This window comes from Streptomyces sp. NPDC059477, assembly GCF_042749375.1.
Lineage (GTDB): Bacteria > Actinomycetota > Actinomycetes > Streptomycetales > Streptomycetaceae > Streptomyces.
Genome location: NZ_JBHYUG010000114.1, coordinates 1 through 26,432, shown reverse-complemented (window position 1 = coordinate 26,432; position 26,432 = coordinate 1). Strand labels below are relative to the sequence as shown.

At 72.4% G+C, this 26,432-nt stretch carries 26 protein-coding genes and 1 riboswitch; of the genes, 8 read left to right on the top strand and 18 right to left on the bottom strand.

Going from position 1 to position 26,432, the window contains the following annotated elements; translation table 11 throughout:
• Positions 1-189: 189 nt before the first annotated feature.
• The 3 genes from ACFXAZ_RS35155 to ACFXAZ_RS35145 all read right to left on the bottom strand — a co-directional run bounded on the left by ACFXAZ_RS35155 (position 190) and on the right by ACFXAZ_RS35145 (position 3,511).
• On the bottom strand, positions 190-1,347 hold the full coding sequence (locus tag ACFXAZ_RS35155) for an ROK family protein (protein WP_384599651.1): 1,158 nt from the start codon (positions 1,345-1,347) through the stop codon (positions 190-192).
• A gap of 101 nt (positions 1,348-1,448) precedes the next feature.
• The gene (locus tag ACFXAZ_RS35150; RefSeq protein WP_382691206.1) at positions 1,449-2,111 is read right to left on the bottom strand and encodes a response regulator; all 663 of its coding nucleotides are present in this window, start codon (positions 2,109-2,111) and stop codon (positions 1,449-1,451) included.
• 245 nt (positions 2,112-2,356) lie between these two features.
• Complete coding sequence (locus ACFXAZ_RS35145) at positions 2,357-3,511, bottom strand: sensor histidine kinase (protein ID WP_384599648.1); 1,155 nt, start codon at positions 3,509-3,511, stop codon at positions 2,357-2,359.
• Positions 3,512-3,619: 108 nt separating this feature from the next.
• Here ACFXAZ_RS35145 and ACFXAZ_RS35140 point away from each other — a divergent pair, with 108 nt between their 5' ends.
• Both ACFXAZ_RS35140 and ACFXAZ_RS35135 read left to right on the top strand, forming a co-directional pair.
• Entirely contained in the window at positions 3,620-4,540 is a 921-nt protein-coding gene (locus ACFXAZ_RS35140) for an ATP-binding cassette domain-containing protein (RefSeq protein ID WP_384599645.1), read from the top strand.
• A 2-nt stretch (positions 4,541-4,542) separates the two neighbouring features.
• Positions 4,543-5,268 (top strand): ABC transporter permease, encoded by a 726-nt coding sequence (locus tag ACFXAZ_RS35135; RefSeq protein WP_384599642.1) that lies wholly within the window; start codon positions 4,543-4,545, stop codon positions 5,266-5,268.
• Positions 5,269-5,477: 209 nt separating this feature from the next.
• On the opposite strand, the gene mug is transcribed toward ACFXAZ_RS35135, so the two are convergent.
• Positions 5,478-6,023 carry a G/U mismatch-specific DNA glycosylase gene (mug, locus tag ACFXAZ_RS35130; protein WP_384599653.1) on the bottom strand — a complete coding sequence of 182 codons (546 nt, stop codon included), beginning with the start codon at positions 6,021-6,023 and terminating at the stop codon, positions 5,478-5,480.
• Positions 6,020-7,462 (bottom strand): adenylosuccinate lyase, encoded by a 1,443-nt coding sequence (gene purB / locus ACFXAZ_RS35125; protein ID WP_384599639.1) that lies wholly within the window; start codon positions 7,460-7,462, stop codon positions 6,020-6,022. Before purB ends, mug begins: the two co-directional genes overlap by 4 nt.
• Before the next feature lie 405 nt (positions 7,463-7,867).
• On the opposite strand from purB, the gene ACFXAZ_RS35120 reads away from it, so the two are divergent.
• Positions 7,868-9,709, top strand: a complete 1,842-nt coding sequence (locus ACFXAZ_RS35120) for a glycoside hydrolase family 3 protein (protein ID WP_384599636.1) — start codon at positions 7,868-7,870, stop codon at positions 9,707-9,709.
• A 155-nt stretch (positions 9,710-9,864) separates the two neighbouring features.
• Here the strand turns inward: ACFXAZ_RS35120 and ACFXAZ_RS35115 are convergent, their stop codons facing one another.
• The 4 genes from ACFXAZ_RS35115 to ACFXAZ_RS35100 all read right to left on the bottom strand — a co-directional run bounded on the left by ACFXAZ_RS35115 (position 9,865) and on the right by ACFXAZ_RS35100 (position 13,710).
• A complete protein-coding gene (locus ACFXAZ_RS35115) occupies positions 9,865-10,674 on the bottom strand; it encodes an SGNH/GDSL hydrolase family protein (RefSeq protein WP_384599633.1) in 810 nt (269 codons plus the stop codon).
• A gap of 84 nt (positions 10,675-10,758) precedes the next feature.
• Positions 10,759-11,772, bottom strand: a complete 1,014-nt coding sequence (locus tag ACFXAZ_RS35110) for a hemolysin family protein (RefSeq protein WP_384599630.1) — start codon at positions 11,770-11,772, stop codon at positions 10,759-10,761.
• The gene (locus ACFXAZ_RS35105) at positions 11,769-13,109 is read right to left on the bottom strand and encodes a hemolysin family protein (RefSeq protein ID WP_384599627.1); all 1,341 of its coding nucleotides are present in this window, start codon (positions 13,107-13,109) and stop codon (positions 11,769-11,771) included. Before ACFXAZ_RS35105 ends, ACFXAZ_RS35110 begins: the two co-directional genes overlap by 4 nt.
• Positions 13,110-13,284: 175 nt before the next feature.
• Positions 13,285-13,710, bottom strand: coding sequence for a GNAT family N-acetyltransferase (locus ACFXAZ_RS35100; RefSeq protein WP_384599625.1), 426 nt, complete (start codon positions 13,708-13,710; stop codon positions 13,285-13,287).
• Between the two features lie 301 nt (positions 13,711-14,011).
• Here ACFXAZ_RS35100 and ACFXAZ_RS35095 point away from each other — a divergent pair, with 301 nt between their 5' ends.
• The gene (locus ACFXAZ_RS35095) at positions 14,012-14,278 is read left to right on the top strand and encodes a toxin-antitoxin system HicB family antitoxin (RefSeq protein ID WP_384599622.1); all 267 of its coding nucleotides are present in this window, start codon (positions 14,012-14,014) and stop codon (positions 14,276-14,278) included.
• 4 nt (positions 14,279-14,282) lie between these two features.
• Positions 14,283-14,657: a fic family toxin-antitoxin system, toxin component gene (locus ACFXAZ_RS35090; protein WP_384599619.1), complete on the top strand. Its 375-nt coding sequence runs from the start codon at positions 14,283-14,285 to the stop codon at positions 14,655-14,657.
• Positions 14,658-14,673: 16 nt separating this feature from the next.
• Here the strand turns inward: ACFXAZ_RS35090 and ACFXAZ_RS35085 are convergent, their stop codons facing one another.
• The 4 genes from ACFXAZ_RS35085 to bioB form a co-directional block, all read right to left on the bottom strand.
• Positions 14,674-15,375, bottom strand: a complete 702-nt coding sequence (locus tag ACFXAZ_RS35085) for a class I SAM-dependent methyltransferase (RefSeq protein WP_384599615.1) — start codon at positions 15,373-15,375, stop codon at positions 14,674-14,676.
• Between the two features lie 180 nt (positions 15,376-15,555).
• Positions 15,556-16,278 (bottom strand): dethiobiotin synthase, encoded by a 723-nt coding sequence (gene bioD / locus ACFXAZ_RS35080; protein ID WP_384599612.1) that lies wholly within the window; start codon positions 16,276-16,278, stop codon positions 15,556-15,558.
• 1 nt (position 16,279) lies between these two features.
• The gene (locus ACFXAZ_RS35075; protein ID WP_384599609.1) at positions 16,280-17,581 is read right to left on the bottom strand and encodes an adenosylmethionine--8-amino-7-oxononanoate transaminase; all 1,302 of its coding nucleotides are present in this window, start codon (positions 17,579-17,581) and stop codon (positions 16,280-16,282) included.
• A 97-nt stretch (positions 17,582-17,678) separates the two neighbouring features.
• Positions 17,679-18,935 carry a biotin synthase BioB gene (bioB, locus tag ACFXAZ_RS35070; protein WP_384599606.1) on the bottom strand — a complete coding sequence of 419 codons (1,257 nt, stop codon included), beginning with the start codon at positions 18,933-18,935 and terminating at the stop codon, positions 17,679-17,681.
• Between the two features lie 245 nt (positions 18,936-19,180).
• Here bioB and ACFXAZ_RS35065 point away from each other — a divergent pair, with 245 nt between their 5' ends.
• On the top strand, positions 19,181-20,308 hold the full coding sequence (locus tag ACFXAZ_RS35065) for an 8-amino-7-oxononanoate synthase (RefSeq protein ID WP_384599603.1): 1,128 nt from the start codon (positions 19,181-19,183) through the stop codon (positions 20,306-20,308).
• Between the two features lie 115 nt (positions 20,309-20,423).
• On the opposite strand, the gene ACFXAZ_RS35060 is transcribed toward ACFXAZ_RS35065, so the two are convergent.
• Positions 20,424-20,648 carry a DUF397 domain-containing protein gene (locus ACFXAZ_RS35060; RefSeq protein ID WP_384599600.1) on the bottom strand — a complete coding sequence of 75 codons (225 nt, stop codon included), beginning with the start codon at positions 20,646-20,648 and terminating at the stop codon, positions 20,424-20,426.
• A gap of 9 nt (positions 20,649-20,657) precedes the next feature.
• Entirely contained in the window at positions 20,658-21,533 is an 876-nt protein-coding gene (locus ACFXAZ_RS35055) for a helix-turn-helix domain-containing protein (protein WP_384599597.1), read from the bottom strand.
• A 212-nt stretch (positions 21,534-21,745) separates the two neighbouring features.
• On the opposite strand from ACFXAZ_RS35055, the gene ACFXAZ_RS35050 reads away from it, so the two are divergent.
• Positions 21,746-22,240 carry an ATP-binding protein gene (locus ACFXAZ_RS35050; RefSeq protein WP_384599595.1) on the top strand — a complete coding sequence of 165 codons (495 nt, stop codon included), beginning with the start codon at positions 21,746-21,748 and terminating at the stop codon, positions 22,238-22,240.
• Positions 22,241-23,981: 1,741 nt separating this feature from the next.
• Here the strand turns inward: ACFXAZ_RS35050 and ACFXAZ_RS35045 are convergent.
• The 3 genes from ACFXAZ_RS35045 to ACFXAZ_RS35035 form a co-directional block, all read right to left on the bottom strand.
• The gene (locus tag ACFXAZ_RS35045) at positions 23,982-24,455 is read right to left on the bottom strand and encodes a C40 family peptidase (protein ID WP_384599592.1); all 474 of its coding nucleotides are present in this window, start codon (positions 24,453-24,455) and stop codon (positions 23,982-23,984) included.
• A 3-nt stretch (positions 24,456-24,458) separates the two neighbouring features.
• A riboswitch (cyclic di-AMP (ydaO/yuaA leader) is annotated at positions 24,459-24,665 on the bottom strand.
• Positions 24,666-25,002: 337 nt separating this feature from the next.
• Positions 25,003-25,311 carry a hypothetical protein gene (locus ACFXAZ_RS35040; protein ID WP_384599589.1) on the bottom strand — a complete coding sequence of 103 codons (309 nt, stop codon included), beginning with the start codon at positions 25,309-25,311 and terminating at the stop codon, positions 25,003-25,005.
• A 7-nt stretch (positions 25,312-25,318) separates the two neighbouring features.
• Positions 25,319-25,942, bottom strand: coding sequence for an ATP-dependent Clp protease proteolytic subunit (locus ACFXAZ_RS35035; RefSeq protein ID WP_384599586.1), 624 nt, complete (start codon positions 25,940-25,942; stop codon positions 25,319-25,321).
• A 125-nt stretch (positions 25,943-26,067) separates the two neighbouring features.
• On the opposite strand from ACFXAZ_RS35035, the gene ACFXAZ_RS35030 reads away from it, so the two are divergent.
• Positions 26,068-26,391 (top strand): type II toxin-antitoxin system Phd/YefM family antitoxin, encoded by a 324-nt coding sequence (locus ACFXAZ_RS35030; protein ID WP_384599584.1) that lies wholly within the window; start codon positions 26,068-26,070, stop codon positions 26,389-26,391.
• Positions 26,392-26,432 lie beyond the last annotated feature (41 nt).

Genomic DNA, 26,432 nt, shown 5'->3' with positions numbered 1-26,432 from the left:
CCCCGGGGAGCATTCCCCGGGGCGCGTGCTGTTGTCCGGAGGGATGGGGTTAACGGCCGTCCCCTGGGGGCACCGGGCCACGGCGGCACGGACATCACACGTCCATCGGCGGTCGGCGGGCGGCGGCCGTTGGGCGGCGGCCCGTGGAACCCGCCCGGCCAGCCCCGCAGCCCCGCCCCGCACCCCCCGTCACTGCCGGGCCGTCCCCGCCCCCTCCACCGCGAACAGCTCCTCCTCGACATGGTCGAGAGCCAGCCGCAGCGCACCCGTCGCCACGGCCGCCTCGCCCAGCAGGGAGAGGGCGACCCTCGGGGGCCGCAGACAGTAGCGGGCGAGTTCCCGGCGCAGCGGTTCCAGGACGTCGTCCAGCCCGGCGGCCCAGCCGCCGATGATGACGAGTTCCGGGTCGAGGGCGAGGACCAGGGCGGCGACATCGTGGATCAGGCGCTGTATGAAGCGGTCCACGGCCTCACGGGCGCGCTCGTCGCCCCGGCGGGCCCGGGCGAAGACATCGGCCACCTGCTGCTCGTCCAGGGGCTGCAAAGGCTGGTCCGTCGTGGACAGGAGCCGTTCCGGTGTCACCTCGCGGCCCAGCAGATGCAGCGCGCCGATCTCGCCCGCCGCCCCGCCGAACCCCCGGTGCAGCCGCCCGCCGATCAGCGAACCCGCCCCTGGGCTCAGCCCCGCCAGGACGAACACCAGATCGTCGGAGTCGCGCGCCCCGCCCTTCCAGTGCTCGGCCACCGCCGCCGCGTTCGCGTCGTTCTCCACCAGCACCGGGCACTTGAAGGACCGCCCGAGCCGCTCCCCGAGCCGCAGCCCGGTCCACTCCGGCAGCGCGGTCCCCAGCCGTACGGTGCCGTCCGCCTCCACGATCCCCGGTGTGCCCACGCCCACCGCGCGCAGCGACCCGCGCGGCACCCCGGCCCGGCGCAGCAGCTCGGCCACCGCGCCCCGCAGCCGCTCCAGCCGTTCGTCGGCCGACGCGGTCACCTCCACGTCCTTGGCCTGCGCGCCGACCACCCGCCCGTCCAGGTCGGACAGCAGGGCCGCCACCCGGTGCGGCCCGATCTCCAGGCCGAGCAGATGTCCCGCCTCGGCCCGGAACCGGAACCGCCGGGCCGGCCGCCCCTGCCGCCGGGCCGCGCCCTCCTCGGCCGCGGCCTCCACGACCAGCCCGTTCTCGATCAGCCCCTCGACGACACCCTCTACGGTCGGCCGGGACAGCCCGGTCAGCTTGGTGATCTCGGTGAGTGTCACGGAATCCGTGGCACGCAAGGCGTGCAGCACCACCGCGGAATTGATCCTTCGCAGCAGCGAGGGATCCCCGCCGGTCAGCCGCCCCACCGTCCGTCCTCCCAGCTCCCGCGCCTGTTGGGCGGATCGTACTCGGCGCGGAGGAGCCCCGGCGAGTGGCGGAACGATGAACTCCGCCTCCACCACGGCTGTCAGCCCGGCGAAACGAACCCTGATTCGTACGCCGTGATCACCGCTTGCGTCCGATCTCGCGCCCCCAGCTTCGCCAGCACCGCGCTGACATGCGACTTCACGGTCTCAGTGCCGACCACCAACTGCGCGGCGATCTCGGCGTTGGACATCCCACGGGTCATCAGACGCAACACCTCGGCTTCGCGATCGGTGAGCTGCGCCCGGTCCAGCACGGCCCGCGCCGCCCGATTTCCGCCGTCGTCCCCGTACGCGGCGGCCAACTGCCGTACGGACGCGGGGAACAGCAGCGACTCACCCGCCGCGACCAGCCGCACCGCGTGCACGATCTCGGCCGGCCGGGCCCGCTTCAGCAGAAACCCGTCCGCCCCGGCCCGCAGCGCCTCGTACACGTACTCGTCGTTCTCGAAGGTCGTCACCACCAAGATCTTCGGCGGCCGGTCCACCGTCCGCAGCACCGCGCGGGTGGCCTCGATCCCGTCCAGCAGCGGCATCCGTACGTCCATGGCGATCACGTCGGGCCGCAGCCGCCGTACCAGCGGGATCACGGCCGCCCCGTCGGCGGCCTCCCCCACCACCTCGATGTCCGGCTGGGCCTCCAGCACGACCCGCAGCCCCGCGCGGACCAGGGGTTCGTCATCGACGAGCAGTACGGTGACCGGCATCGGGCCAGCCTAGGCCCTGCCCGCGCCACCCCTGCTCCCGCCTCCACTGCCGTCTCCCGCTTCCGCGTCCCCGCTCCGGCTGCCCCTCCTGCCGCTCCGCCCCCACCCCCGTTCCTGCTGCCACTCCCGCCGCCCCCGATCCCCGCTCTCGTGCCCCGCCTCCCGCCGCTCCCGCTCCCCGCCGCTGCGGCTTCCGCTCCCGTCAGCCCAAGTCCCACCCCCGCCCCCACTCCTGCCCCCACCCCTCACCGCAACGGCAGCTCCACCCGCACCTGCCAGTCGCCCTCGTCCGGCCCCGTGTGCGCCCGGCCGCCGAGCAGGGCCGCGCGCTCGCGGATCCCGCGCAGCCCGCTGCCCCGGCCGGGCCCCGATATGTCCGCGGTCAGCGGATTGCGCACCTCCAGGTCGAGCGCGCCGTCGGCGACGGCGATCCGCACCCGCACCGGCACCGCCCCCGCGTGCCGGAGCACATTGGTCAGCGCCTCCTGGAGGATGCGGTAGCCCTCGCGGGAGGCCGGGCCCGGGACCGTCCCCAGCGGGCCGCTGACCTCGGCGTCCACCTTCGCCCCGGACGTACGGGCCGACTCCAGCAGCCGGTCCGCGTCGGCCAGCGTCGGTCTGGCGCTCAACGGCCGCTCCGACTCGCGCAGCACGCCCAGCACCCGCTCCAGATCCTCCAGCGCGGTCCGTCCGGTCTCCTCGATCGCGGCGAGCGCCCGATCGGTGAACGCCGGATCGCCCGCCGTGCGCGCGGCGCCCGCCTGCACCACCGCCACCGTCAGCGCGTGGCCGATCGAGTCGTGCAGCTCGCGGGCGATCCGCGTGCGCTCCAGCAACTGGTCGGTGCGCTCCTCCAGGGCGGCCATCCGCTCGGCGGGGGAGGGGCCGAGCAGCCGCCGGGCGACGGCGGTGATCAGCGCGCCCTGCCCGACCACGACGAACGCCAGGCAGATCAGCGGGAACGGCACCAGGAGCGCGTAGGCCCAGTGCCCGTGCTCGATGGGCAGCAGCGGGTTGTCGTCGGCGGGGTTGCCCATGGCGGCGCGGGTGAGATCGACGGCGAGCAACGGCAGCCAGACGATCGAGACCCCCGCCACCACGGCGAACACGACCCGCGTCTCCAGCCACACCACCGTCCGCAGCCGGTCCCCCCAGGTCGCCGCAGGGACCGTCGAGATCTCCGGCTCCGCCTCGTCCGGCACCAGCATGAAGCGGGCCTGCAAGCCCTCGCCCCGGCGCACGGCGGGGATCAGCCCCAGCGGGATCAGCAGCGCCGCAGGCACCCAGGGCCGGGACATGTCGATGAACAGCCACACACCCTCCAGCAGCACCGGCACCTGGAGATGAACCTGGCGGGTGTACGTCTTCCCCCAAAGCAACGGGCGCAGCGAACGGACCATCCGGCCATCGTGACAGCCGCCACTGACAACGGCCCTCCCCCGGGCGGGGGAGACGATCTCCACGCGCGGGGGAGGCCCCCGGCCCACCGCTCGGGCCACTCTGCTGCCATGACCACGATCGATGTGCACGACCTCACCAAGGAGTTCGGCGGCAGACGCGCGGTGGACCACCTCACCTTCAGCGTCGAGCCGGGCCGGGTCACCGGCTTCCTCGGCCCGAACGGCGCCGGGAAGTCCACCACCATGCGGCTCGTCCTCGGCCTGGACCGGCCCGCCTCCGGCACCGCCACCATCGGCGGACGCCCCTACGAGGCCGCCGCCGAGCCGCTGCGTGAGGTGGGCGCCCTGCTCGACGCCCAGGCCGCCCACGGCTCCCGCACCGGCCGCGACCATCTGCGCATCCTCGCCACCAGCAACCGCATCCCCGCCGCCCGCGTGGACGAGGTCCTCGCGGAGACCGGCCTCACGTCGGTCGCCCGCCGCCGAGTGAGGACGTACTCCCTCGGCATGCGCCAGCGACTCGGTATCGCCGCCGCGCTGCTCGGCGACCCGCCCGTGGTGATGCTCGACGAGCCGTCCAACGGGCTCGACCCCGAGGGCATCATCTGGATCCGCACGCTGCTGCGCCGGCTCGCCGACGAGGGCCGTACGGTGCTCGTCTCCAGCCATCTGATGACGGAGACGGCGGCCTTCGCGGACCAGCTCGTCGTCCTGGGCCGGGGCCGTCTCCTCGCCGACCTGCCGATGCGCGCGTTCATCGACGGGCGCGTGCGGCCCGCTGTGCGGGTGCGAACCAGTGACGACACCGCCCTGAAGGACCTGCTCGCCCGGCACGGACACGACGCCGAGCAGCACGCGGACGGGGCGTGGACGGTACGCGACGCGCGCGTGGACGACATCGGCCGCCTCATCTCACAGGAAGGCGTGCCCGTGCTCGAACTCGCCGCCGAGGAAGGCACCTTGGAGCAGGCCTACCTCGATCTGACCGCGTCCGAGACCGAGTACACCGCCCCGCCGCAGGAGGTCTGACCATGCCGTTCGCACCCGTACTCCACTCCGAGTGGCTGAAGATCCGCACCCTGCGCTCGCTGTACGGCTCCCTCGCCGCGCTCCTCGCGGTGGCCACGGCCTTCGCCGCGCTCGCCGGGACCTCGGACACGGCCGAGCCCGAATTCGACCCGCTGTTCACCGTGTTCCTCGGCGTGGCGCCCGCCCAGATCGCCGCGATCACCTTCGGTGCGCTGGCCGTCTCCTCGGAGTTCCAGGGCGGTGGCCTGCGCCAGGCCCTGACGGCCGTACCGCGACGCGGTCGCTGGTTCGCCGCCAAGGCGCTCGCCGTCGCCCTCCCGACCCTCCTCGTGGGCCTGCTCACCGGCGCCGTGTCCGCCGCCGTGGGCGTGGCCGCCCTGGGCGACGCCGCCGACAGCCTCGGCACGGCGGAACTGACCCGTGGCGTGATCGGCTGCGGCATCTACCTGACCCTGATGGCCCTCCTGGCCACCGGCCTCGCCGCCCTGCTGCGCAGTGGTGTCGCCACCCTGAGCATCCTCATCCCGTTCATCCTGATCATCTCCTTCGTCATCGGGGACGCGGCGGGCGGCGCCATCGACTACCTCCCCGACCGGGCCGGCCAACTCGCCTTCCAGCAGCACCCCGACAGTTCCCTGAACCCCTGGACCGGCCTCGCGGTCACCGCGGCCTGGTCGGCAGCCGCACTGGCGGCGGGCGCGTGGAGCGTACGACGCCGGGACGCGTGACACCGGCGGCCGACGCCCAAGCCAATTGTCAGTGGCGGCAGGTCTACTGGAGGCATGAGGAACACACAGCACCCACTCCAGCACGGTCCTCCCGTACGCCGCACGACCGACCGCATGTCGTACGGGGGGACCGGGCCCCCACACCAGCCCGACTCACACCCGCACCCGTCCCCACACCAGCCAGGACTACGCCCCCACACCAGCCCGGGCTACGCCCCCACCCGCCCCCGCAGACGCCCGAACTCCTCCGCCATGGCCTGCACCGACCAATGCGCGTTCAGCCCTGACGGATTGGGCAGCACCCACACCCGCGTGTCCCCGAAAACCCGCTCCTGCGGCCCGACCCGCGCCTTCCGGTCGTCGAACGCGGCGCGGTACGCGGTGACCCCCACCACGGCCAGCCAGCGCGACTCCAGCCGCCCCACCTTCTCGGCCAGCAGCCGCCCGCCCTCGCGATACTCGTCCGCGCTCAGCTCGTCCGCCCGTGCCGTGGCCCGCGCCACCACATTGGTGATCCCGAGGCCGTACGACAACAGCTCACCCTGCTCCGCCGGCCTCAGCTGCCGCGGGGTGAACCCGGACCGGTGCAGCACCGGCCAGAAGCGGTTGCCCGGCCGGGCGAAGTGGTGGCCGGTCGCCGCTGTCATCAGGCCCGGATTGATCCCGCAGAAGAGCACATCGAGCCCGCCCGCGACCACGTCCGGGACCAGACGTTCGCGGGCGGCCTCCAGCTGTGCGGGTGTGAATCGGGTCAGAGGATCGCTCCCGGGGTGTATCCGGCCGCCTCCGGGTGCTGCTTGAGGATCTCCTCGATCCGGCCCGTGACGGCGGCCACCTGGTCCGCCGCCGCGCCCGTGAAGGACAGCTTGTCGGACATCAGCGCGTCGAGCCCAGCGCGGTCGAGCGGGATACGGGGGTCGGCGGCCAGCCGGTCCAGGAGTTCGTTGCGCTCGGCGCCCTGCTCACGCATGGCGAGGGCGCAGGCGACGGCGTTCTCCTTGATCGCCTCGTGAGCCTCCTCGCGGCCCACCCCGGCCCGCACCGACGCCATCAGCACCTTCGTGGTGGCGAGGAACGGCAGATAGCGGTCCAGCTCCCGGGCCACGACCGCGGGGAACGCGCCGAACTCGTCGAGCACGGTCAGGAAGGTCTCCAGCAGGCCGTCCAGGGCGAAGAACGCGTCCGGCAGCGCGACCCGGCGCACCACCGAGCAGGAGACGTCGCCCTCGTTCCACTGGTCGCCCGCCAGCTCGCCGGTCATCGAGGCGTAACCGCGCAGGATCACCATGAGGCCGTTCACGCGCTCGCAGGAGCGGGTGTTCATCTTGTGCGGCATCGCGGACGAGCCGACCTGGCCCGGCTTGAAGCCCTCGGTGACCAGCTCGTGCCCGGCCATCAGCCGGACCGTCTTGGCCAGCGAGGACGGACCCGCCGCGAGCTGGACGAGGGCGGTGACCACCTCGTAGTCCAGGGAGCGCGGGTAGACCTGGCCCACCGAGGTGAAGGCATGGGCGAAACCGAGGTGCCCGGCGATCCGCCGCTCCAGCTCGGTCAGCTTCGCCGTGTCGCCGCCGAGCAGGTCCAGCATGTCCTGGGCGGTGCCGACCGGGCCCTTGATGCCGCGCAGCGGATAGCGGCCGAGCAGCTCCTCCAGCCGGCCGTACGCCACCAGCAGCTCATCGGCGGCGGTCGCGAACCGCTTGCCGAGGGTGGTCGCCTGCGCGGCCACGTTGTGCGACCGGCCGGCCATGACCAGCTCGCCGTACTCACCGGCCAGCCGGCCCAGCCGGGCCAGGACCGCCACCGTACGGTCGCGCACCAGCTCCAGGGAGAGCCGGATCTGGAGCTGCTCGACGTTCTCCGTCAGGTCGCGGGACGTCATGCCCTTGTGCACCTGCTCATGCCCGGCGAGGTCGTTGAACTCCTCGATCCGCGCCTTCACGTCGTGCCGGGTGACCTTCTCGCGCTCGGCGATCGAGGCCAGGTCGACGGTGTCGAGCACCCGTTCGTAATCGGTGATCGCCGCGTCCGGCACCTCGATCCCGAGGTCCTTCTGCGCCCGCAGCACGGCGAGCCAGAGCTGTCGCTCCAGCCTCACCTTCTGCTCGGGCGACCAGAGTGCGGCCAGCTCGGCGGAGGCATAGCGTCCGGCGAGCACATTGGGGATACGGGGCTTGGCAGGTGCGGAAGTCACGTAGACGGAGTCTATAGGGCGTTCAGCGGGTCGTCTCTCGGCCGTCCCCCAGCCGTCTCCCGGATGTTTCCCAGCCGTCTGCCGGTCGACCTCAGGACGTTTCTCCGCCGCCTCCGCGCCGCCCCTCCGCCGTCCCTCCGTCGCCCTCCCGTCGTCCCTCCTCCGTCTTTCGGCCGTCTTTTTCTCCGTCCTCCCGCTGTCTCCGCGCGGCCTCAAATTCCGTTCCCCGCGCTGCACGGTGTGCAAAACCGCAGGTAGCGGCGGTGGGCCCAAATTTTGTCTAGACCTTTTTTGTCTAGACCTCTTGTGGGGAGAATGATCCACAGCTACGTTTCCGGCTGTCCAGGTCTGGTTCAAAATTCCGCCAACTCCCTTGACGTGCAAGGCCGGAAGGAGCTCCTCCGTATGCAGGACCGGAGTCTGTCCCGTCTGTCCAGGCGTACCCTCCTCGCCTCCGCGACCGCTGTCGCCGGTGCCGGAGCCCTGGGGGTCACCGCCACCCCCGCCCTCGCCGCCGGGCGCCCCGCCACCGGGGACGCCAGCCTTCGAGATCTCATCGGGTCGATGAGCCTGGAGGCGAAGGTCGGCCAGTTGTTCGTGACCTACTTCTACGGTCACTCCGCCGACAACCCGAACCAGTCCCACGTGGACGCCAACCTCCGGGAACTGGGTGTCCGCAACGCCGCGGAAGCCATCGCCAAGTACCACCTCGGCGGAGTGATCTACTTCAGCGGCTGGACCGGGAACATCATCGACCTGCACCAGGTCGCCGACCTCACCAACGGTGTGCAGCGCGCCTCCCTCGCCCTGCCCACCCCCGTGCCCTCCCTGATCTCCATCGACCAGGAGCACGGCGCCAACACCCGCATCGGCAGCCCGGCCACCCAGATGCCCGGCGCGATGGCCCTCGGCGCGGGCCGCTCCACCTCCGACGCCCGCACCGCCGGGCAGATAGCCGGCGCGGAACTCGCGGCGCTCGGCATCTACCAGAACTTCGCCCCGGTCGCCGACGTCAACGTCAACCCCGCCAACCCGGTGATCAACGTGCGCTCCTTCGGCGCCGACCCCACCGCCGTCGGCAAACTGGTCGCCGCCCAGGTCCAGGGCTACCAGCGCGCCGGTGTCATCGCCTGCGCCAAGCACTTCCCCGGCCACGGCGACACGGGCGCGGACAGCCACACCCAGCTCCCGGTGATCACCCACACCCGCGAGGAGTGGGAGCGGATCGATGCCCCGCCCTTCCGGGCCGCGATCGCCGCCGGTGTCGACTCGATCATGACCGCCCATCTCCAGGTCCCGGCGCTCGACCCGAGCAACGACCCCGCCACCCTCTCGCCGATCATCCTCACCGACGTACTGCGCGGCGAACTCGGCTTCGAGGGCGTGATCGTCACCGACGCCCTCAACATGCAGGGCGTCCGCACCAAGTACGGCGACGACCGGGTGCCCGTCCTCGCCCTGAAGGCCGGGGTCGACCAGCTGCTCTTCCCGCCGAACATCGAGGTCGCCTTCAACGCCGTGGTGGCCGCGGTCCGCAGCGGCGAGCTGACCGAGGCCCGGATCGAGGAGTCCGTCCTGCGCATCCTGCGCCTGAAGCAGAAGGTCGGCCTGCTCAGCGGCAGCCCGTACGTCTCCCACCAGGAGGTCGACAAGGCCGTCGGCACCCGCAAGAACCTGGCCACCGCCGACCGCATCACCGAGCGGACCACCACCCTGCTCGTCAACAAGAACGACACGCTCCCGCTGCGCAGCAGACAGCGCAAACTGCTGGTGGTCGGCGCCAACCCGGTCTTCCCCGCCGACGCCACCCGCTTCGCCCTCCCGTCCCTCACCGCCTCCCTGGACGACCTGGGCTTCACCACCACCTCGATCGCCACCGGCCGCGCCCCGGACACGGCGACCATCGACGCGGCGGTGGCCGCCGCCACCGGCCGGCACGCCGTCGTCGTGGTCACCGACAACGTCGGCGCCACCAGCGCCCAGCGCACCCTGGTGTCCCGGCTGGTCGCCACCGGCATCCCGGTGATCAATGTCGCCGTGCGCAACCCGTACGACATCGCCCAGCTCAGTGGCGTCCGCGCGGCGCTCGCCACTTACTGCTGGACCGATGCCGAGCTGCGCGCCGTCGCCCGGGTGATCGCCGGCCGCGTCGAACCGCGCGGCAAGCTCCCGGTGCCGATCCAGCGGGCCGACGACCCGGCCAAGGTCCTCTTCCCCGCGGGCCACGGTCTGTCGTACGACGACTGACCCGGCCCCCGCAGAAGTCCGGCCCCGGGACCGCACACCCCCACCATGGGTGGAGCCGGCCTCCGGCTCCACCCATGCCCCGTTCGGCGCGAGCGGGCCGCCACGGACCCGGCGTTCCTCCAAGTGGCCCCTCTTGCCGGGCCTTGCCGGGCCCCCTACCGGTCCTCGTACGGCAGCAGCTCCGGTCGTGTCGCCTGGCGGCCGTCCCCGGACGAGCGGCCGGTCAGCCGGCGCCCGATCCACGGCAGCAGATGGCGCCGGGCGAACCGCACGTCGGCCACCCGCCGGGCGGCCCACGCGGGCGGCGCGGCGGGCGGCGGCGGAGTGCGCCACTCCGGGTCCTCGGGCGGATAACCCAGCGTCTGCCAGACCGCCTCTGAGACCCGGCGGTGGCCCTCGGCCGTCAGATGCAGCCGGTCCACGTCCCACAGCCGGGGATCGCCCAGCGCGGGCGCCCCGTACAGATCGACCACCAGCGCGCCATGGCGGGCGGCGAGATCCTCGACGCAGCCGAACAACTCCTCCATGCGCGGCCGGAATCGCTCCAGGACCGGGCCCTGCCGCCCCGGGCTGCGCATCAGCACCAGCTGCCCGCACGAGGGCGCGAGCCGCTCGACCGCCTCGGTGAGCAGCGCGCGCACCCGGCCCATGTCGCACTTCGGGCGCAGTGTGTCGTTCAGACCGCCGACCAGGGTCACCACATCGGCGCCCATCGCGGCGGCCACCGCCACCTGCTCGTCGACGATCTGCGCGATCAGCTTGCCGCGCACCGCGAGATTGGCGTACCGGAATCCCGGTGCCCCGGCGGCCATCCGGGCCGCCAGAAGATCGGCCCAGCCCCGGTAGGAGCCGTCGGGGAGCAGGTCCGACATGCCCTCGGTGAACGAGTCACCGACCGTGACCAGGCTGGAGTACGGGGGCGAAGGGGGAGAGGGGGGAGTGCGGGGAGAGGGGTTCGTCTGCATAGCGGCAGAGATGGTATCCCGAGGCGCATACCCGGTGGTATGCGGCCCGGATCGCCGCAGGCCGCGGCCCCTCTCCCCGGACGGCTACGCGTGCTGTCCGAACAGCTCCCGCAACACGTCCTCCATCGTCACCAGACCCGCCATCCGGCCGTCCTCGCCGAGCACGGCCGCCAGATGGGTCCGGCTGCCGCGCATCGCGGTGAGGACGTCGTCCAGCGGTGTGGACTCCCGCACCTGTGCGATGGACCGCATGTCCTGCGGCCGGAACGGCTCCTCGCGCGGCGAGGCGTCCAGCGCGTCCTTCACATGGAGGTAGCCCACGATCCGGCGGCCCTCGTCGACCACCGGGAAGCGGGAGAAGCCCGACTCCGCCGACAGCCGCTCCAGCTCCTCCGGAGTGACGCCCACGCGCGCGTACACGACCCGCTCCAGCGGCAGCACCACGTCGTTCACCGGTCTGCGGCCCAGCTCCAGCGCGTCGTGCAGCCGCTCAAGCGCCCGATCGTCGATCAGCCCGGCCTCGCCGGAGTCCTTGACCAGCCGCGCCAGCTCGGCGTCCGAGAACGTGGCCGTGACCTCGTCCTTGGTCTCCACGCGCAGCAGCTTCAGCAGGGTGTTGGCGAACGCGTTGATCGTGAAGATCACCGGCCGCAGGGCCCGAGCCAGCGCCACCAGCGGCGGCCCCAGCACCAGCGCGCTGCGCACCGGCTCGGCCAGCGCGATGTTCTTCGGCACCATCTCACCGAGCAGCATGTGCAGATACGTCGCCAGCGACAGCGCGATGACGAACGACACCACGTGCCCCGCACCGCTCGGCACGCCCAGCGCGTGGAACACCGGCTCCAGCAGGTGCTCGATCGCCGGCTCCGCGACCACACCGAGCACCAGGGTGCACAGCGTGATGCCGAGCTGCGCCGCCGCCATCAGCGCCGACACATGCTGGAGACCCCACAGCACCCGCTTGGCCCGCCGGTCGCCCCGCTCTGCGTGCGGCTCGATCTGCGAGCGGCGCACCGAGATCAGCGCGAACTCGGCGCCGACGAAGAAGGCGTTCACGACGAGGGTCGCGAGACCGATCAGCAACTGTACGGCGGTCACTTCGCCTCCTCCTCTTCCTCGTCGTGCGCACCCGGCAGCGGGGCGTGCAGCAGCACGCGCGCCGCCCGGCGCCCGGAGGCGTCGACCACGTCGAGCCGCCAGCCGGTCACCTCCACGCTGTCCCCGGCCTCGGGGATCCGGCCCAGCTCGGTGGCCACCAGACCCGCGAGCGTCTCGTACGGGCCCTCCGGCGGCCGGAGGTTCACGCGCGCGAGCTGGTCGACCCGGGCCGCGCCGTCGGCGGTGAACAGCTGGTGCCCGTCCTCGTCGATTCCGGCGGGCGCCAGGTCGGGCGACTCGTGCGGATCGTGCTCGTCACGCACCTCGCCGACGACCTCCTCGACGATGTCCTCCAGCGTGGCCACACCGGCCGTGCCGCCGTACTCGTCGATGATCACGGCCATCGTGCGCTTGCCGGACAGCCGGTCCAGCAGCCGCTCGACGGTGAGCGACTCGGGAACCAGCAGGGGTTCACGCATCAGCTCGGCCACCGGCGTGCGCGCCCGCTGATCGGCGGGCACGGCCAGCACATCCTTGATGTGCGCGGTGCCCACCACCGAGTCCAGGCCGCCCCGGTACACGGGGAACCGGGACAGACCGGTCGCGCGCGTCGCGTTCGCCACGTCCTCGCAGGTCGCCTGCGCTTCGAGCGCGACGACCTGCACACGCGGGGTCATCACGTTCTCGGCGGTCAGATCGGCCAGATTCAGCGTGCGCACGAACAGCTCGGCCGTGTCGGCCTCCAGCGCGCCCTCCTTGGCGGAGTGCCGGGCCAGCGCGGCCAGCTCCTGCGGGCCCCGCGCGGAGGCCAGTTCCTCGGCGGGCTCGATGCCGAAGCGCCGCACGATCCGGTTCGCTGTGTTGTTCAGATGCGTGATGAAGGGCCGGAACATCGCCGTGAACCAGCGCTGCGGAGTGGCCACGTACTTGGCCACCGCCAGGGGCGAGGAGATCGCCCAGTTCTTGGGTACCAGCTCGCCGACGACCATCAGGAACACGGTCGACAGCGCCGTACCCAGCACCAGGGCGATCGAGGACGCCGCGGAGCCGGATATGCCGATCGAGCGGAGCGGACCGGCGATCAGCCGGGCGATGGAGGGCTCGGCCAGCATGCCGACGACCAGATTGGTCACGGTGATGCCGAGCTGGGCACCGGAGAGCTGGAACGTCAGATTCCGTACGGCCTTCAGCGCGCCGGCCGCGCCGCGTTCGCCGCGCTCCACGGCCCGTTGCAGCTCGCCCCGTTCGATGGTGGTCAGCGAGAACTCCGCGGCGACGAAGACGCCACAGGCGAGCGACAGCAGGATCGCCACCAGCAGCAACAGCACTTCGGTCATCGGTTCACCTCCGTCCCAGGATCGGACAGGGCAAGGAGGTTCGCGCGATGCGGAGAACAGCGGTAGCCGCGATACCGGCTACTGGGAGGTTCGTCCATGGGTGGACGCTCACACCTTTCTTGAAGTCAGTGGGGAAACCGAAGTGTGCCCCAATAGTAAAGGATGGGCAAAGCGATCAGGGTGTGAGCGACTTCACCCAACGCCGCCACGCCTCCTGCGGCGCGTACCCCGCCGCCCGCCAGGCGTGGTGCGCCCGCTCGTTGCCGGTGAGCACCATCGCGTCGGCGCGCCGCCCGCCGAGCCGTACGAAGCGCTCCTCGGCGGCGGCCAGCAGCGCCGAGCCGATGCCCCGGCGCCGGTGGCCGGGACGCACCGCGAGCCGGTACAGATGGCACCGCCAGCCGTCGAAACCGGCGATCACCGTGCCCACCAGCTCCCCGTCCGCCTCGGCCAGCAGCAGCGCCCCCGGGTCACGCGCGACCAGCCGCTCCACGCCCTCCCGGTCATCACTGATGCTGGCCCCCTCGGCGGCCGTCCTCCAGAATGCCAGGACACTGTCCAGATCGGCCGGGCTCGCGGCCCGTATCCGCAGTTCGCTCATGCCGGCGATCCCAGCACGGCGCCCGGCCCCGCAACACCGGGTTTCCGCTATCCGGACACCGACCGCACCACGCGCCACCACCTCACCCATTCCCCCCGCCCCCTCCCTCCGGTCCCACGTATGCCGCTGTGCGTGCGGCCCCCTTGCCTCGTTCGAGCCTAGGGTGGCCCCGGCCACACCCGGTATCCCTCCCAGGTCGCGACCGCCTCTCCACCCACGGGTGGGCCCGCGAGACGCAGACAGGGGGCACACTCAACCCGCCCCCTTGCACCCGCTAGCACATGGGCGCTAGCTTCGACGTATGGCGAAGACCCAGCTGAACGTCCGGGTGGACGAGGACACCGCACGTGCCGCGCGGGAACGCGCCCAGGCTCGCGGGATGAGCGTGAACCGGTACATCGAGGAGCTGGTCATGCAGGACACCGGAGAGGCCGGCCACACCTTCGTGGAGGCCGCCGCCGATTTCATGAAGCAGTACGAGTCCGTGTTCGCCGAGGAGTTCGGGGCGGACGGCGAGGGACACGACACCGCCCGCCGCACCCGCCGTACCGACGAAGGTCGCCGCTGATCCGTTGAACAACCTCAGAATCGACCTCGCCTGGCTGCTGATGCTCGCCGAACAGAAAACACCCGGCGATGCCCAGGTCAGCGACTGGGGCGCGCTGGTCGCCGCCGTCGCGCGCCACCAGGCCGAGATCTTCGACGTCCCTGTCTACGACACCCCGCACGCCCGCGCCGCCGCCCTGCTCCAGCAGCTGATCCACGTCCCCGCGCTGGAGCGCAACAACGCCCTGTTCGCCTCCGCCGTCGCCTACGCCTACCTCGTCGCCAGCGGCCTCAAGGTCGCCACCTCGCCCGTCCAGGTGCGCGAGCTGGCCCGGCTGGTCAAGAGCGGCGAGGCGTCCGTGCAGGAGATCGCGCACGAGCTGCGCCAGTGGAGCCTGTGACCGGCCGACCCGCCGGTCAGCCGAGTGACGCCCGCCGGTCGGACAGCGGTCGCCAGGCGGTGCCCAGCGAGCAGTACGAGGCCGGCAGCACCGGCCCCTTCTCCGGCATCAGCACCCGCCGGTACGGGCCCAGGTCGAAGCCGGCCGCGCGCAGGGCGCTCACCGGGTCGCGGGAGAGATGGCAGCCGCCGTTCAGCCGGGGCCACAGCGTGCCGTCCAGCGCGCGTTGCGCCGCACGCATCACCGAGCCGCCGCCGACCCCATGCTCGAAGAACCGCACCTCACCGCCCGGCCGCAGCACGCGGCGCACCTCACGCAGGGCGCGCGGCACATCCCGCACGCTGCACAGCACCAGCGACAGCACCACCGCGTCGAAACCCTCGCTCTTGACCGGCAGCGCCTCCGCCGTACCCGGCACCACATCGACCGGCACGCCTGCCCGCAGCGCGGCATCCACCGCCAGCCGTCGCAGCACCCGTTCGGGTTCGATCGCGACGACCTCGGACACCGTGCGCGGATAGTGCCGGAAGTTGAGCCCGTTCCCGGCGCCCACCTCCAGCACCCGCCCCGCCAGCCCGGCGAGCAGCCGGTCCCGTACCCCGGCCATGCCCATCCGGGTCTCGGCACTCACGCTGATCCGGGCGTAGTAGCGGGCGAACAGCGGATGATGCACGAGATCGCCGGACCTCCCGCGCGCCCTCGCGGACCGTAGCGCCATGGAACCTCCTTCACCGCGCGGACCTTACGCCGATTGTCCCCAAGCACCCGCCCCGCGCACCCGCTGCCCGAAACGCGTCGCCGGAACACGCCGGCGACCCTCACGCCCCAGGGGCGCGGGGAACTGCGCGACCAGCCCAAGACGACCCGCACCCGGACGAGAAGCGCACCACCTCTCCCGCTACCCCGGCGGAGCCTCCCGCACCCGAAACGCCTCCGCGTCCCACACCCCCTCCAGCCGAGGCGCGAGCCACAGCGGCGCCGCGGCCCGGAAGGCGGACGGCGCAAAGGCCCCGGCACCCGCGGGCAACGCGCCCAGCAGCGGCGCACCCGCCGCCTCCGGCAGGTCGGCCAGGTTGCAGCGGGACGCGAGGTCGGGAACGGCGGGCCAGCTGCCGATGACGACGCCGAGCGGTGCGAGACCCCGGGAGCGCAGCTCGCGGGACGTCAGCTCCGTGGTGTTGAGGGTGCCGAGCCCCGCCGAGGCCACGACGACGACCGGCGCGGCCAGCAACTCGGCGGCGTCGGCGAGGGTGCCGCCCGCCGGGTCGAAGCGGACCAGCAGCCCGCCCGCGCCCTCGACCAGCACCAGATCGTGCTCGGTGGCCAGCTTGGCCGCGGCCTCGGCGATGTCGGCCGGATGCACCGGCGCCCGCCCGGCCCGCCGCGCGGCCGTCGCGGGCGCCAGCGGATCGGGGTACCGGGCGAGTTCGGCGCCCGTCACGGCACCGGCCAGCCGGACGACCTCCTGCACATCCCCCCGCTCGTCCGGCCGGACGCCCGTCTGGGCGGCCTTCAGGACGGCCACCGACCGGCCGGCGGCACGCGCGGTGGCGGCGATCGCGGCGGTCGCGACCGTCTTGCCGACCTCCGTGCCGGTGCCCGTGATCACCAGTACGGCCATCTCAGCCCTCCCGTGCCGCCGCGCACACCGCGCGGCCGATCCGTGCCAGGTCCGCGTCACCGGTGACGTACGGCGGCATGGTGTAGAGCAGATCGCGGAACGGCCGCAGCCACACCCCCTCGCGCACGGCCGCCGCCGTGGCCGCCCGCATGTCCACCGCGCGGTCCAGCTGGACCACCCCGATCGCCCCGAGGACCCGCACATCGGTCACCCCCGGCAGCCCCGCCGCCGGGGCCAGCGCCTCGCGCAGTCCCGCCTCGATCCGCTTGACCTCCGCCCGCCAGTCCTGCCCGAGCAGCAGTTCGATCGAGGCGCAGGCGACGGCCGCCGCCAGCGGATTGCCCATGAACGTCGGCCCGTGCGCCAGCACCGGTACCTCGCCCCGCGAGATCCCCTCGGCCACCCGCGCGGTGCACAGCGTCGCCGCCATCGTCAGATAGCCGCCGGTCAGCGCCTTGCCCACGCACATCACATCCGGCGTCACCGCCGCGTGCTCCGCCGCGAACAGCGCGCCCGTACGGCCGAACCCGGTGGCGATCTCGTCGAACACCAGCAGCACGTCGTGCGCGTCGCACGCCTCGCGCAGCACCCGCAGATACGCGGGGGAGTGGAAGCGCATCCCGCCCGCGCCCTGCACCACCGGCTCCACGATCACCGCGGCCACCTCGCGCGCGTGCCGCTCGATCGTGTCGCGAAGATGCCCCGCGTACACCTCGTCGTACTCGGCGGGCGGCGCGTCCGCGAACACCTGACGGGGCAGCACGCCGTTCCACAGCTCGTGCATCCCGCCCTCGGGATCGCACACCGACATCGGGTTCCAGGTGTCGCCGTGGTAGCCGCCGCGCCAGGTGAGCAGACGCTGCTTCTCGGGACGGCCGAGCGAGCGCCAGTACTGGAGGCACATCTTGACCGCGACCTCCACCGACACCGACCCGGAGTCGGCGAGGAACACATGCTCCAGGCCGTCCGGCGTGATGTCGACGAGGAGCTTCGCGAGGCGTACGGCGGGCTCGTGGGTGAGCCCGCCGAACATCACATGGCTCATCCGGTCCAACTGGTCGCGCGCGGCCTCGTTCAGCACCGGGTGGTTGTAGCCGTGGATCGCCGACCACCACGACGACATGCCGTCGACCAGCTCGCCCGAGCCGTCCGCGAGCTTCAGCCGCACCCCGCTCGCCGACGCCACGACCAGCGGCTCGACCAGGCCCGGCATGGGCCCGTACGGATGCCACACATGCCGCCGGTCCAGCTCCAGCAACTCGGCGACGCTCAGCGCGGAACCGGTCACCTCGGCCGCGACCATCCCGGCCGCGGTCTCCCCAGCCCCAGCCACAGCCACCCCAGCCACAGCCACCCCAGCCACAGCCACCCCAGCCACGGCCGTCTCCGGCACGATCGGCTCACGCATTGGGCGCGAGATCCGTCCCCGCGCCTCGGCGGCGCACGGCGACCAGATCCGTACGGACCTCACCGGGCTCAGCCTGCGCCCCGACCGGCACGGCACTCCCGTGCGACCCGCACACGCCCCCGCCCCCGCCGACCGCCTCCGACCCACACCCGGCACCCTCGTGCGACGACCCGCACCCGGCACCCTCGTGCGAGCCGCACCCACCGCCCCCCTGCGAGCCGCAGCCGCCGCCACACCCGCCGGCCACCCGATGCTCGGGCAGCGTCACCTGGTCCGTGCCCTCCACCTCGAACCCGGCGTCGGCGATCATCTCCAGGTCGGCCCGGCCCGTCTGGCCCTCGGTGGTGAGGTAGTCGCCGAGGAAGATCGAGTTGGCCAGGTGCAGGGCGAGCGGCTGCAACGTGCGCAGATGGACCTCGCGCCCGCCCGCGATCCGCACCTCGATGTCCGGGCAGACGAACCGCACCATCGCCAGGATCCGCAGACACCGCTGCGGGGTCAGGTTCCACTCCTTGGCGAGCGGCGTGCCCTCGACCGGGATCAGGAAGTTCACCGGCACCGAGTCCGGGTCCAGGGCGCGCAGCGAGAAGACGACGTCGACCAGCTCCGCGTCCGACTCGCCCATGCCCGCGATCAGCCCCGAGCAGGCCGACAGCCCGGCCGCGTGCGCCTTGCGCACGGTGTCCACCCGGTCGGCGTACGTGTGGGTGGTCGTGATGTCGGCGTAGGTCGCCTCGGAGGTGTTCAGGTTGTGGTTGTAGGCGTCGGCGCCCGCCTCGCGCAGCCGTTCGGCCTGTCCGTCGGAGAGCAGCCCCAGACAGGCGCACACCTCGACGTCCTCGTGCTCGTCCTTGATGGCCTTGATGGTCCGCGAGACCCGGTCCACGTCCCGGTCCGTCGGGCCGCGCCCGCTCGCCACCAGGCACACCCGCTTGGCGCCGCCCGCCAGCCCCGCGGCAGCCGCGGCGGACGCCTCGTCGGGCTTCAGCCAGGTGTACTTCAGGATCCCGGCCGTGGAGCCGAGCCGCTGGGAGCAGTAGGAGCAGTCCTCCGGGCACAGGCCGGACTTGAGATTGACGAGATAGTTGAGTTTCACCCGCCGCCCGAACCAGTGCCGGCGCACCTTCCCGGCCGCGGCCACCACATCGAGCACGTCGTCGTCGGAGCCGGCGAGAACGGCCAGCGCCTCCTCGCGGGTCGGCAGCTCGCGCCGCAGCCCCTTGTCCACCAGCGTGTTCAGCAGGTCCATGAGGCCCGATCCTGGCCTACGGAGGCACTCCGGGCCAAGGAGAGTTCGTACAAAGGGGTGCGTTGGACGTGTGGGTATTGCCACACAGTGGGCGGCTGGTGGTACGGCTAGGGTCTGTTCACTGCCTACAAAATCCCGAGTGGATACCCGGGTGGATACCCGAGTGGATGGCCGAGGAGACACCCGGGTGGACAACCGCGTAGACACTCCTGCTAGATCCCACCCCTGTAGATCCCGGAGGGCCCATGGCGTTCGGCTGGATCGACGAGCAGGCGCAACTGCGCCGCCGGGCCGGGCTCGTACGGACCCTGCGTCCGCGCCCCGCCGACTCGCCGCTGCTGGACCTGGCGAGCAATGACTACCTGGGGCTGGCCCGGCATCCGGAGGTCGTCGAGGGCGCGGTCGGCGCCGCCCGTACCTGGGGCGCGGGCGCGACCGGTTCCCGCCTGGTGACCGGCAGCACCGCCCTGCACGCCGATCTGGAGCGCGAACTGGCCGCCTTCTGCGGCTTCGAGGCGGCCCTCGTCTTCTCCTCCGGGTACGCGGCCAATCTCGCCGCCGTCACCGCGCTGGCCCCGCACGGCACGCTGATCGTGTCCGACGCGGGCAATCACGCCTCCCTCATCGACGGCTGCCGGCTGGCGCGCGGCACCACCCAGGTGGTCCCGCACGCCGATCCGGAAGCGGTGGCCAAGGCGCTGCGGACCCATGCGGGGCCCGCCGTCGTGGTCTCCGACACGGTGTTCTCGGTCGACGGCGACGCGGCGCCGCTCGCGGGCCTCGCCGAGGCGTGCCGGGAGCACGGGGCGGGGCTGGTGGTGGACGACGCGCACGGGCTGGGCGTGCTGGGCGAGGGCGGCCGGGGCGCGGCCCGCGCGACGGGCCTCGCGGGCGCGCCGCACGTGGTCGTCACGGCCACGCTGTCGAAGTCGCTGGGCAGTCAGGGCGGTGTCGTCCTCGGATCGGCACCGGTCATCGACCACCTCGTCAACGCCGCCCGGACCTTCATCTTCGACACCGGCCTCGCCCCGGCGGCGGCGGGCGCGGCGCTCGCCGCCCTGCGGCTGCTCGGCCGCGAGCCCGAGCGGGCGGCGCGGGCGCGAGCCGTGGCGGCGGAGCTGCACACGCGGCTGACGGCACTGGGGCTGGCGGCGGTACGGCCCGACGCGGCGGTGGTGTCCGTGCGCGCGCCGTCCCCGGAGGGGGCCGTGCGGTGGGCGGCCGACTGCCGTGCCGCCGGGCTGGCCGTGGGCTGTTTCCGCCCGCCGTCCGTGCCCGACGGAGTCTCACGGCTGCGGCTGACAGCCCGCGCGGACCTCTCCGGGGAACAGGTGGAGCACGCCGTCCGGGTCATCGGCGAGACGCGGCCCTGAATCGGCGGACCACGGCCGGGCGCCGCCCGGGAGCGGAGGTGCGGTAGAGCACGTGCTGGTGGTGGTGCTGGTGGTGGTGCTGGTGGTGGTGCTGGTGGTGCTGGTGCCGCCGTGATCAGCGGAACGCGGCCGTGAAGCCCGCCCAGCTCTCGGGGGAGAAGAGCAGCGCGGGTCCGGCCGGATCCTTGGAGTCGCGCACGGCGAGCAGTCCGGCCCCGGGGCCGCGGGGCGGCCGGGCCGTCTCGACGCAGTTGTTCGCGCCGGTGCTGTAGCTGCTGCGCAGCCACCGCACGCCGTGCAGTCGGTCACTGGACAGTACGTGTCGAGGCAGTGCGGTCATGGTGCCTCCTTATGCGCCATATGAGCCGTCACTTATCCCGGCTATACCGGCGATGCGATCCAACGAGTCCTCGGGTGAAAGGGCGTGCCTCCGAAGGGTGTTGAAGGCCTCGCTGTAGGCCGTTAGGTCTTCTTTCCGCTCCAGATAGAGGCTACTAGTCAAGTGGTCGAGAACGACTACATCCAGATCAGAAGTGCGCGAAAATGAGAAAATAACGAAAGGGCCTGTGACGCCGACATGTGCCCCGGCGGAGAACGGCAGCACCTGGAGCCGTACCTGGGGCAGTCGCGCCGCCTCCGCGAGCCGCGCGAGCTGCCGCGCCATCACCCCGGGCCCGCCCACCTCCCGCCGCAGCACGGCTTCGTCCAGTACGGCGTTCAGCTCCAGCGGCGGCCTCCCGTGCAGTACGTCCTGCCTGGCCAGGCGCACTTCCACCAGCGCGTCCAGCCGCTGATCGTCCTGCCCCTCGACGGCCGCCCGGGTCACCGCGCGGGCGTACTCCCGGGTCTGGAGCAGCCCCGGGATCACCGATGTCTCCAGTGTGCGCATGGCGGTCGCCTGTGACTCCAGACTGATGAAATCGCGGTACGTCGGCGGCAGCACACCCCGGTAGGCGTGCCACCAGTGATGCCGCCCGCTCTCCTCCGAACCGGCCAGCACCACCAGCAGTTCCCGCAGGTCGGGGTCCTGCACGCCGTACGCGTCCAGGAGCAACCGCACATCGGCCGGTTTCACCCCGCTGGCGCCGGTCTCGATCCGGCTGACCTTCGACTGGTGCCAGCCGACCAGACCGGCCGCCTCGCCGCTGGTGAGCCCCACGCGGGTGCGCAGGGAACGCAGTTCTGCGCCGAGTTTCCGGCGGCGCACCACGGGACCGTGCTGCATGGGGTACTCCTTACTCCTTCCGGGTCGCCCAAATACGCTCTGCCGTCGCAGAGTTCACCGCATTGAGCGACAGATATATGCATATCTTGGTGGATCGCCGCCTAGAGCGCCGCGCTAGTGGCAGGCTGGCGATGTAGCACCAGTCCGGGACCGTACTCGAACCATCCGCTTCGTGTCGGACTGCGGTCCCGTGGGAAAGGGACGACGTCGCCATGGCAGATCTTCTGGAAGCATCCGTCACTCTGCCGAGCGATCCCGCCTCGGTCTCCGGGGCACGAGGGTATGCGGTCGACACCCTGGCCGAATGGGGGCTGCCACCGGACAGCGACCTCGCGGACAGCGTCCGGCTCATCGTCTCCGAACTCGCCACCAACGCCGTGCAACACACGTTCGGGCAGTCACCCACCTTCACGGTGGACCTGAAACTGGAGCGCGACGAGTTGCTCCGCATCGGTGTGACGGACAGTCACCCCCGTTTCCCCAAGCGCCTCCCCGCCGCGGTGCAGCAGGACAACGGCCGCGGTCTGGTCATCATCCGCTGGCTGGCCGCCGAATGCGGCGGAAAACTCAGAGTCCGCCCCACGGCGGAGGGCGGCAAGACGGTCTCCATCGAACTCCCCTGGCCCTTCCCGTCCCGCCCGGTCACCACGGCACTACGCCAACCGGAGGGAACGTTTCGCGGGCAGCCGGGGCCACGAGGGGTTTGAGTCTCGGGGAATGACGACGGCATCGGGTCGCCGGACGGTCAGGAAACGTTTCGGCGGAGCCGGAGGTGGCGGTGGGGGCTCACGGGGATGTGAGTGGCAGGGGCCGGGATCGGCGAGGCCCGGCGGGGCCGAGCTGGTCGGCAGGGGCGCGGATCGGGATGCGGGTGGCAGGGGCGCAGTGGGGTCTGGAAGCGGCGGGAGCGCCTGGAGTGGTGGCCCCGACCCGGGACCCCTCGCAGAGGCCGGGGCGAGCCGTGAGAGCGCCCATGCGCTGCCCGCCGGGGAGACCTCGGTGCGGGGCGCGGCCGATCCCGACGTGGGGTGAGCCCGTACGGGCGGGTCGCTGGGCGGCGCGCGGCCCGTGCGGGGTGGATGAGCCGAGGGGACGGGTGTCGCCTGAGGCTGGCGGGCGATCGGGGGCGTTTCCGTTGCGCTCGGCGAACGCGGGCGTCGCCCTTGCCGGGGCCGGGGCGCTCGGCCCCGGGCGCCTTCCCGCCGAGCGGCGCTGGGGTGGTACCGGGGGCCGGTCACATCTGGCCCGACGTCCGTCGACGGACCGTCAGGGCCACCCGACGTGACGGGTTTCCGCCGTCTACGGTTCCTGCGGGGTGCGGGCCCCCTGATGGCCCGAGCGGGCCCGTCATGCCCGTACGGCGTGGCGCCGGGCCGGGGTCGTTCCGCCCGGGTGCTGGTCCGCGCCCACGGGGCGGGCCGTGGTGCCGCCTTCTGCTTTCAAGCGAGGTCGACACGGGCGGGTGCCTCTGCGCGTCGGCAGCTCGGGCACGGGTGGTTGTCTCCGTGCCTGACGGTGGCTCGGGTACGGGCGGGTGCCCGGGGCTCGTCGGCAACTTGGCCACGGGCGGGGTGCCCGGCGCTCGTCGGCAGCTCGGCCAGGGGCCGTCGCCCACGCCCGTCGGCGGCTCAGGCGCGGGCGATTTCCCCCGCCCACGTCGGCAACCAGGCCACGGGTCGTTGTCGCCGCGCGCCCGTCGGCGGCTCGGTGAGGCGCCGTCACACGCCGCCGGCCGCCGACGCCCCGCGCGGGGTCGGGAACGACCCCGGGCACTGACGGCGCGTCGGAGACGCCGTCACCACCCCGCCGGGGTCGTTTCACTCGGTGCCGCCGTCGCGGCTGCCGGAACCTGCCGAGGTGGCCGCAGGCCATCCGGCAGCGAACCTCGTGGCCGTCGCCCTGCACCGCCCGGGCGGCCACACCCGATCGGCGTCCAGGGGCACGAGGTGCACCTCGTGCCCCTGAGGCAGCCTCAGACCCACGGCCCGCCGACGCCGTTGGTGAGGCCACACCCCGGCAGGGCAGCCACGCCCCGCCGACGCACCTCGCCGCAGGCAGGTCCACGCCGCCACCGCGACCCACACCCTCCGGCACCACGGGCACTCTCAGCCGGGCCGCCCCCGGCGCCACAGCACCCTCAGCAGCAAGGCCCGCCGCACGGCGTCACCGCACCCCAGCCAACCAGGGCCGCCGCATGGCATCACGGCACCCTCAGCCAACTCAGGCCGCCGCACGGCATCACGGCACCCTCAGCCGACCCAAGGCCGCCCACGGCGTCACCGAACCCAGCCGGCAAGGCCCGCCACACGGCGTCAGCGCACCCCAGCCAACCAGGCCCGCCCCAAGGCACCCCGGCACCCTCGATCAGCCCGCCCCGCCCAGGCCGCCCCCGGCACCGCGCACCCCGAAGGGGCCCGGTGCCATCGAGGCGGCCTCGCGGAGCGGGCGTCACTTCACACGGCCGTACCAGACGCTCTTGGTCCAGATCTTCTGGAGGCGGACCACGTCCCCGGTCTTCGGGGAGTGCCAGATCTTGCCCTTACCGGCGTAGATGCCGACGTGGTAGATGTTCGAGCCGAAGTGGAAGAACACCAGGTCACCGGCCTTGCGGCTGCCGGCCGAGATGTGTTTGGTCTTGTTGTACTGCTGGGCGGCCGTACGGGGCAGCTTCTTGCCGGCCTTGTTGAACGCGTACAGCGTCAGCCCTGAGCAGTCGAAGCGGTTGGGGCCGGTGGCTCCCCACTTGTAGGGCGAGCCCTTCTTCGAAGCGGCGACCTGGAGCGCCTTGGTCGCGTGTGTGGCGGCCGATGCCTCCGAGGCGAACCCCGGAACCATGACAGAGCCACCGACGGCGGCGAGCGTCAGTGCCGAGGCCGTACCGGCCCGTGCCATGAGCGACGGGACACGATTGAGCGCGGTCATGCGCAACCCTTCGTCAGCCGCCTGTGAAGGATGACCTGTCGGATTCGGGCTGGCGAAGTAGCCCGGCCGCCCGAAGGCGGCTTCACCCCAAGGACCGCTCGGAGCCGAACTGCGCTCCGGCGACCCGTCGTGCCCGGGTCCTCCACTCCTGCCGATCCACTCCTGTCGACCGGGCATCCGGGCGGCGGCAGGATTCGGCGTCCGCCCGGACCGCCCCGCCGCGGTGGCGGGGTCTTGTCGTCAGTCAGGGATCTTCACCTACACGTGACCTAAAAACCCAATGGAATCGGGGATTTGTGGCGTTACTCACCACTCATCCGTTCGGGTGGACAACCTGGTGTGCGAACGCGTGTCAAGGTGCGCGCGAGCCCTGGACCAGCACCGGAGCCCTCCCTTCCGCCCCGTCTGGGGCGCGTTGGACGAGCGTGCCGGTTCGGCAAAATGACCATCTGATACGCCGAATGGACGTAAGCCATTTGGTCCGTTTGACACCGGAGTCCGTCGTTCCGAGTAGCCGGACGAATCCGCGCACGCGCCTGACGGGGCCTCAACTGTCGGAGCGCGGGGGCAGCGAGACCCGCGCGGTGCGGCGCTCGCCGTCCAGCACGCGCAGCGCCCGCGCGAGCGTGGGCGAGGACATCTCCGACTCGCCCCGGTGGTGCATCAGCGCGAGCGCGTCACGCAGCTCGGCCGCCTTCGCCACCAGCGCCTGCGCGGCCCGCAGCGCGCGATACGTGTCGCCGGGCCGCGCCGGATTGATCCGGCCCAGCAGATCGACCGCGTCCAGATAACGGTCGATCAGTTCGCCCTCCGCGCGGGTCAGCGCGGGCAGCGGCGGGTGCTCGGGAGGCAGCATCCCCCGCTCACCCCGTCCCCGTCGTGCGGCGGCTGCCGATGATCCGGTCCACCAGCCCGTACTCCAGCGCCTCGGGCGCCGTGAGCACCAGATCCCGCTCCATGTCCGCGCTCACCCGGTCCCGCGGACGCCCGGTGTGCCGTACGAGCATCTCCTCCAGCCGGGTGCGCACCCGCGCCAGTTCCGCCGCCTGGATCGTCAGATCGCTGGTCCGTCCCTCGATCGGCTCGGGCAGCGACGGCTGACGGACCACCATCCGGGCGCCGGGCAGCGTCAGTCGCTTGCCGGGCGTGCCGGCCGCCAGCAGCACCGCCGCCATGGAACCGGCCTGCCCCAGACAGATCGTCTCCACGTCGCAGCGCACGTACTGGATGGTGTCGTAGATCGCGGTCATCGCGCTGAAGGCACCGCCGGGGGAATTGATGTAGAGCGAGATGTCACGGTCCGGGTCCTGGTGTTCGAGATGCATGAACTGCGCCATCACATCGTTGGCCGCGATGTCGTCCACGGGTGTGCCCAGAAAGACGATCCGCTCCTCCAGGAGCTTCGCGTAGGGATCCAGCGCCCTGTGACCGTAGCCGGTGCGCTCGGTGAACTCGGGCAGGACGTGACGGGCGGACGGGCGGTGCATGAAGGACGCCTCCTCGCGGTGGGGCGGGGCTCTCTCTGTAAAAAATGTACAGGACGTACGTTAGCTTGGCGATGCTTGTTCCGCTGCCCCGCCGTCCGCGAGCACCGCTCCGTAAACTGGGGGGCATGGCCTACGAGATTCCAGTGACGCAAGCCCGCGCCGAGCTGGCCGAGCTGATCAACCGCGTGGTCTACGGCGGTGAGCGCGTGGTGGTGACGCGGCACGGCAAGCCCCTCGTCGCCCTGGTCTCCGCGGCCGACCTGCGACGGCTCGATGAACTCGACGGAATCGGCGACCGCGCTGACCATGGTGAACACGGCGAACTCTGCGAGCCCGCCGAGGAGCAGGTGGTCGGCTCGGTCTCGGCGGTGCGCGAGGTCGCCTCCGCGGCGCCCGAGCACCGCCGGTTCGGCATCGTGGCCGAGCACCGGGGCGCGAATCCGTCGTAGGGCGACATACGGGCATACGGAAAGGGCGCGGCTCCTGGCCC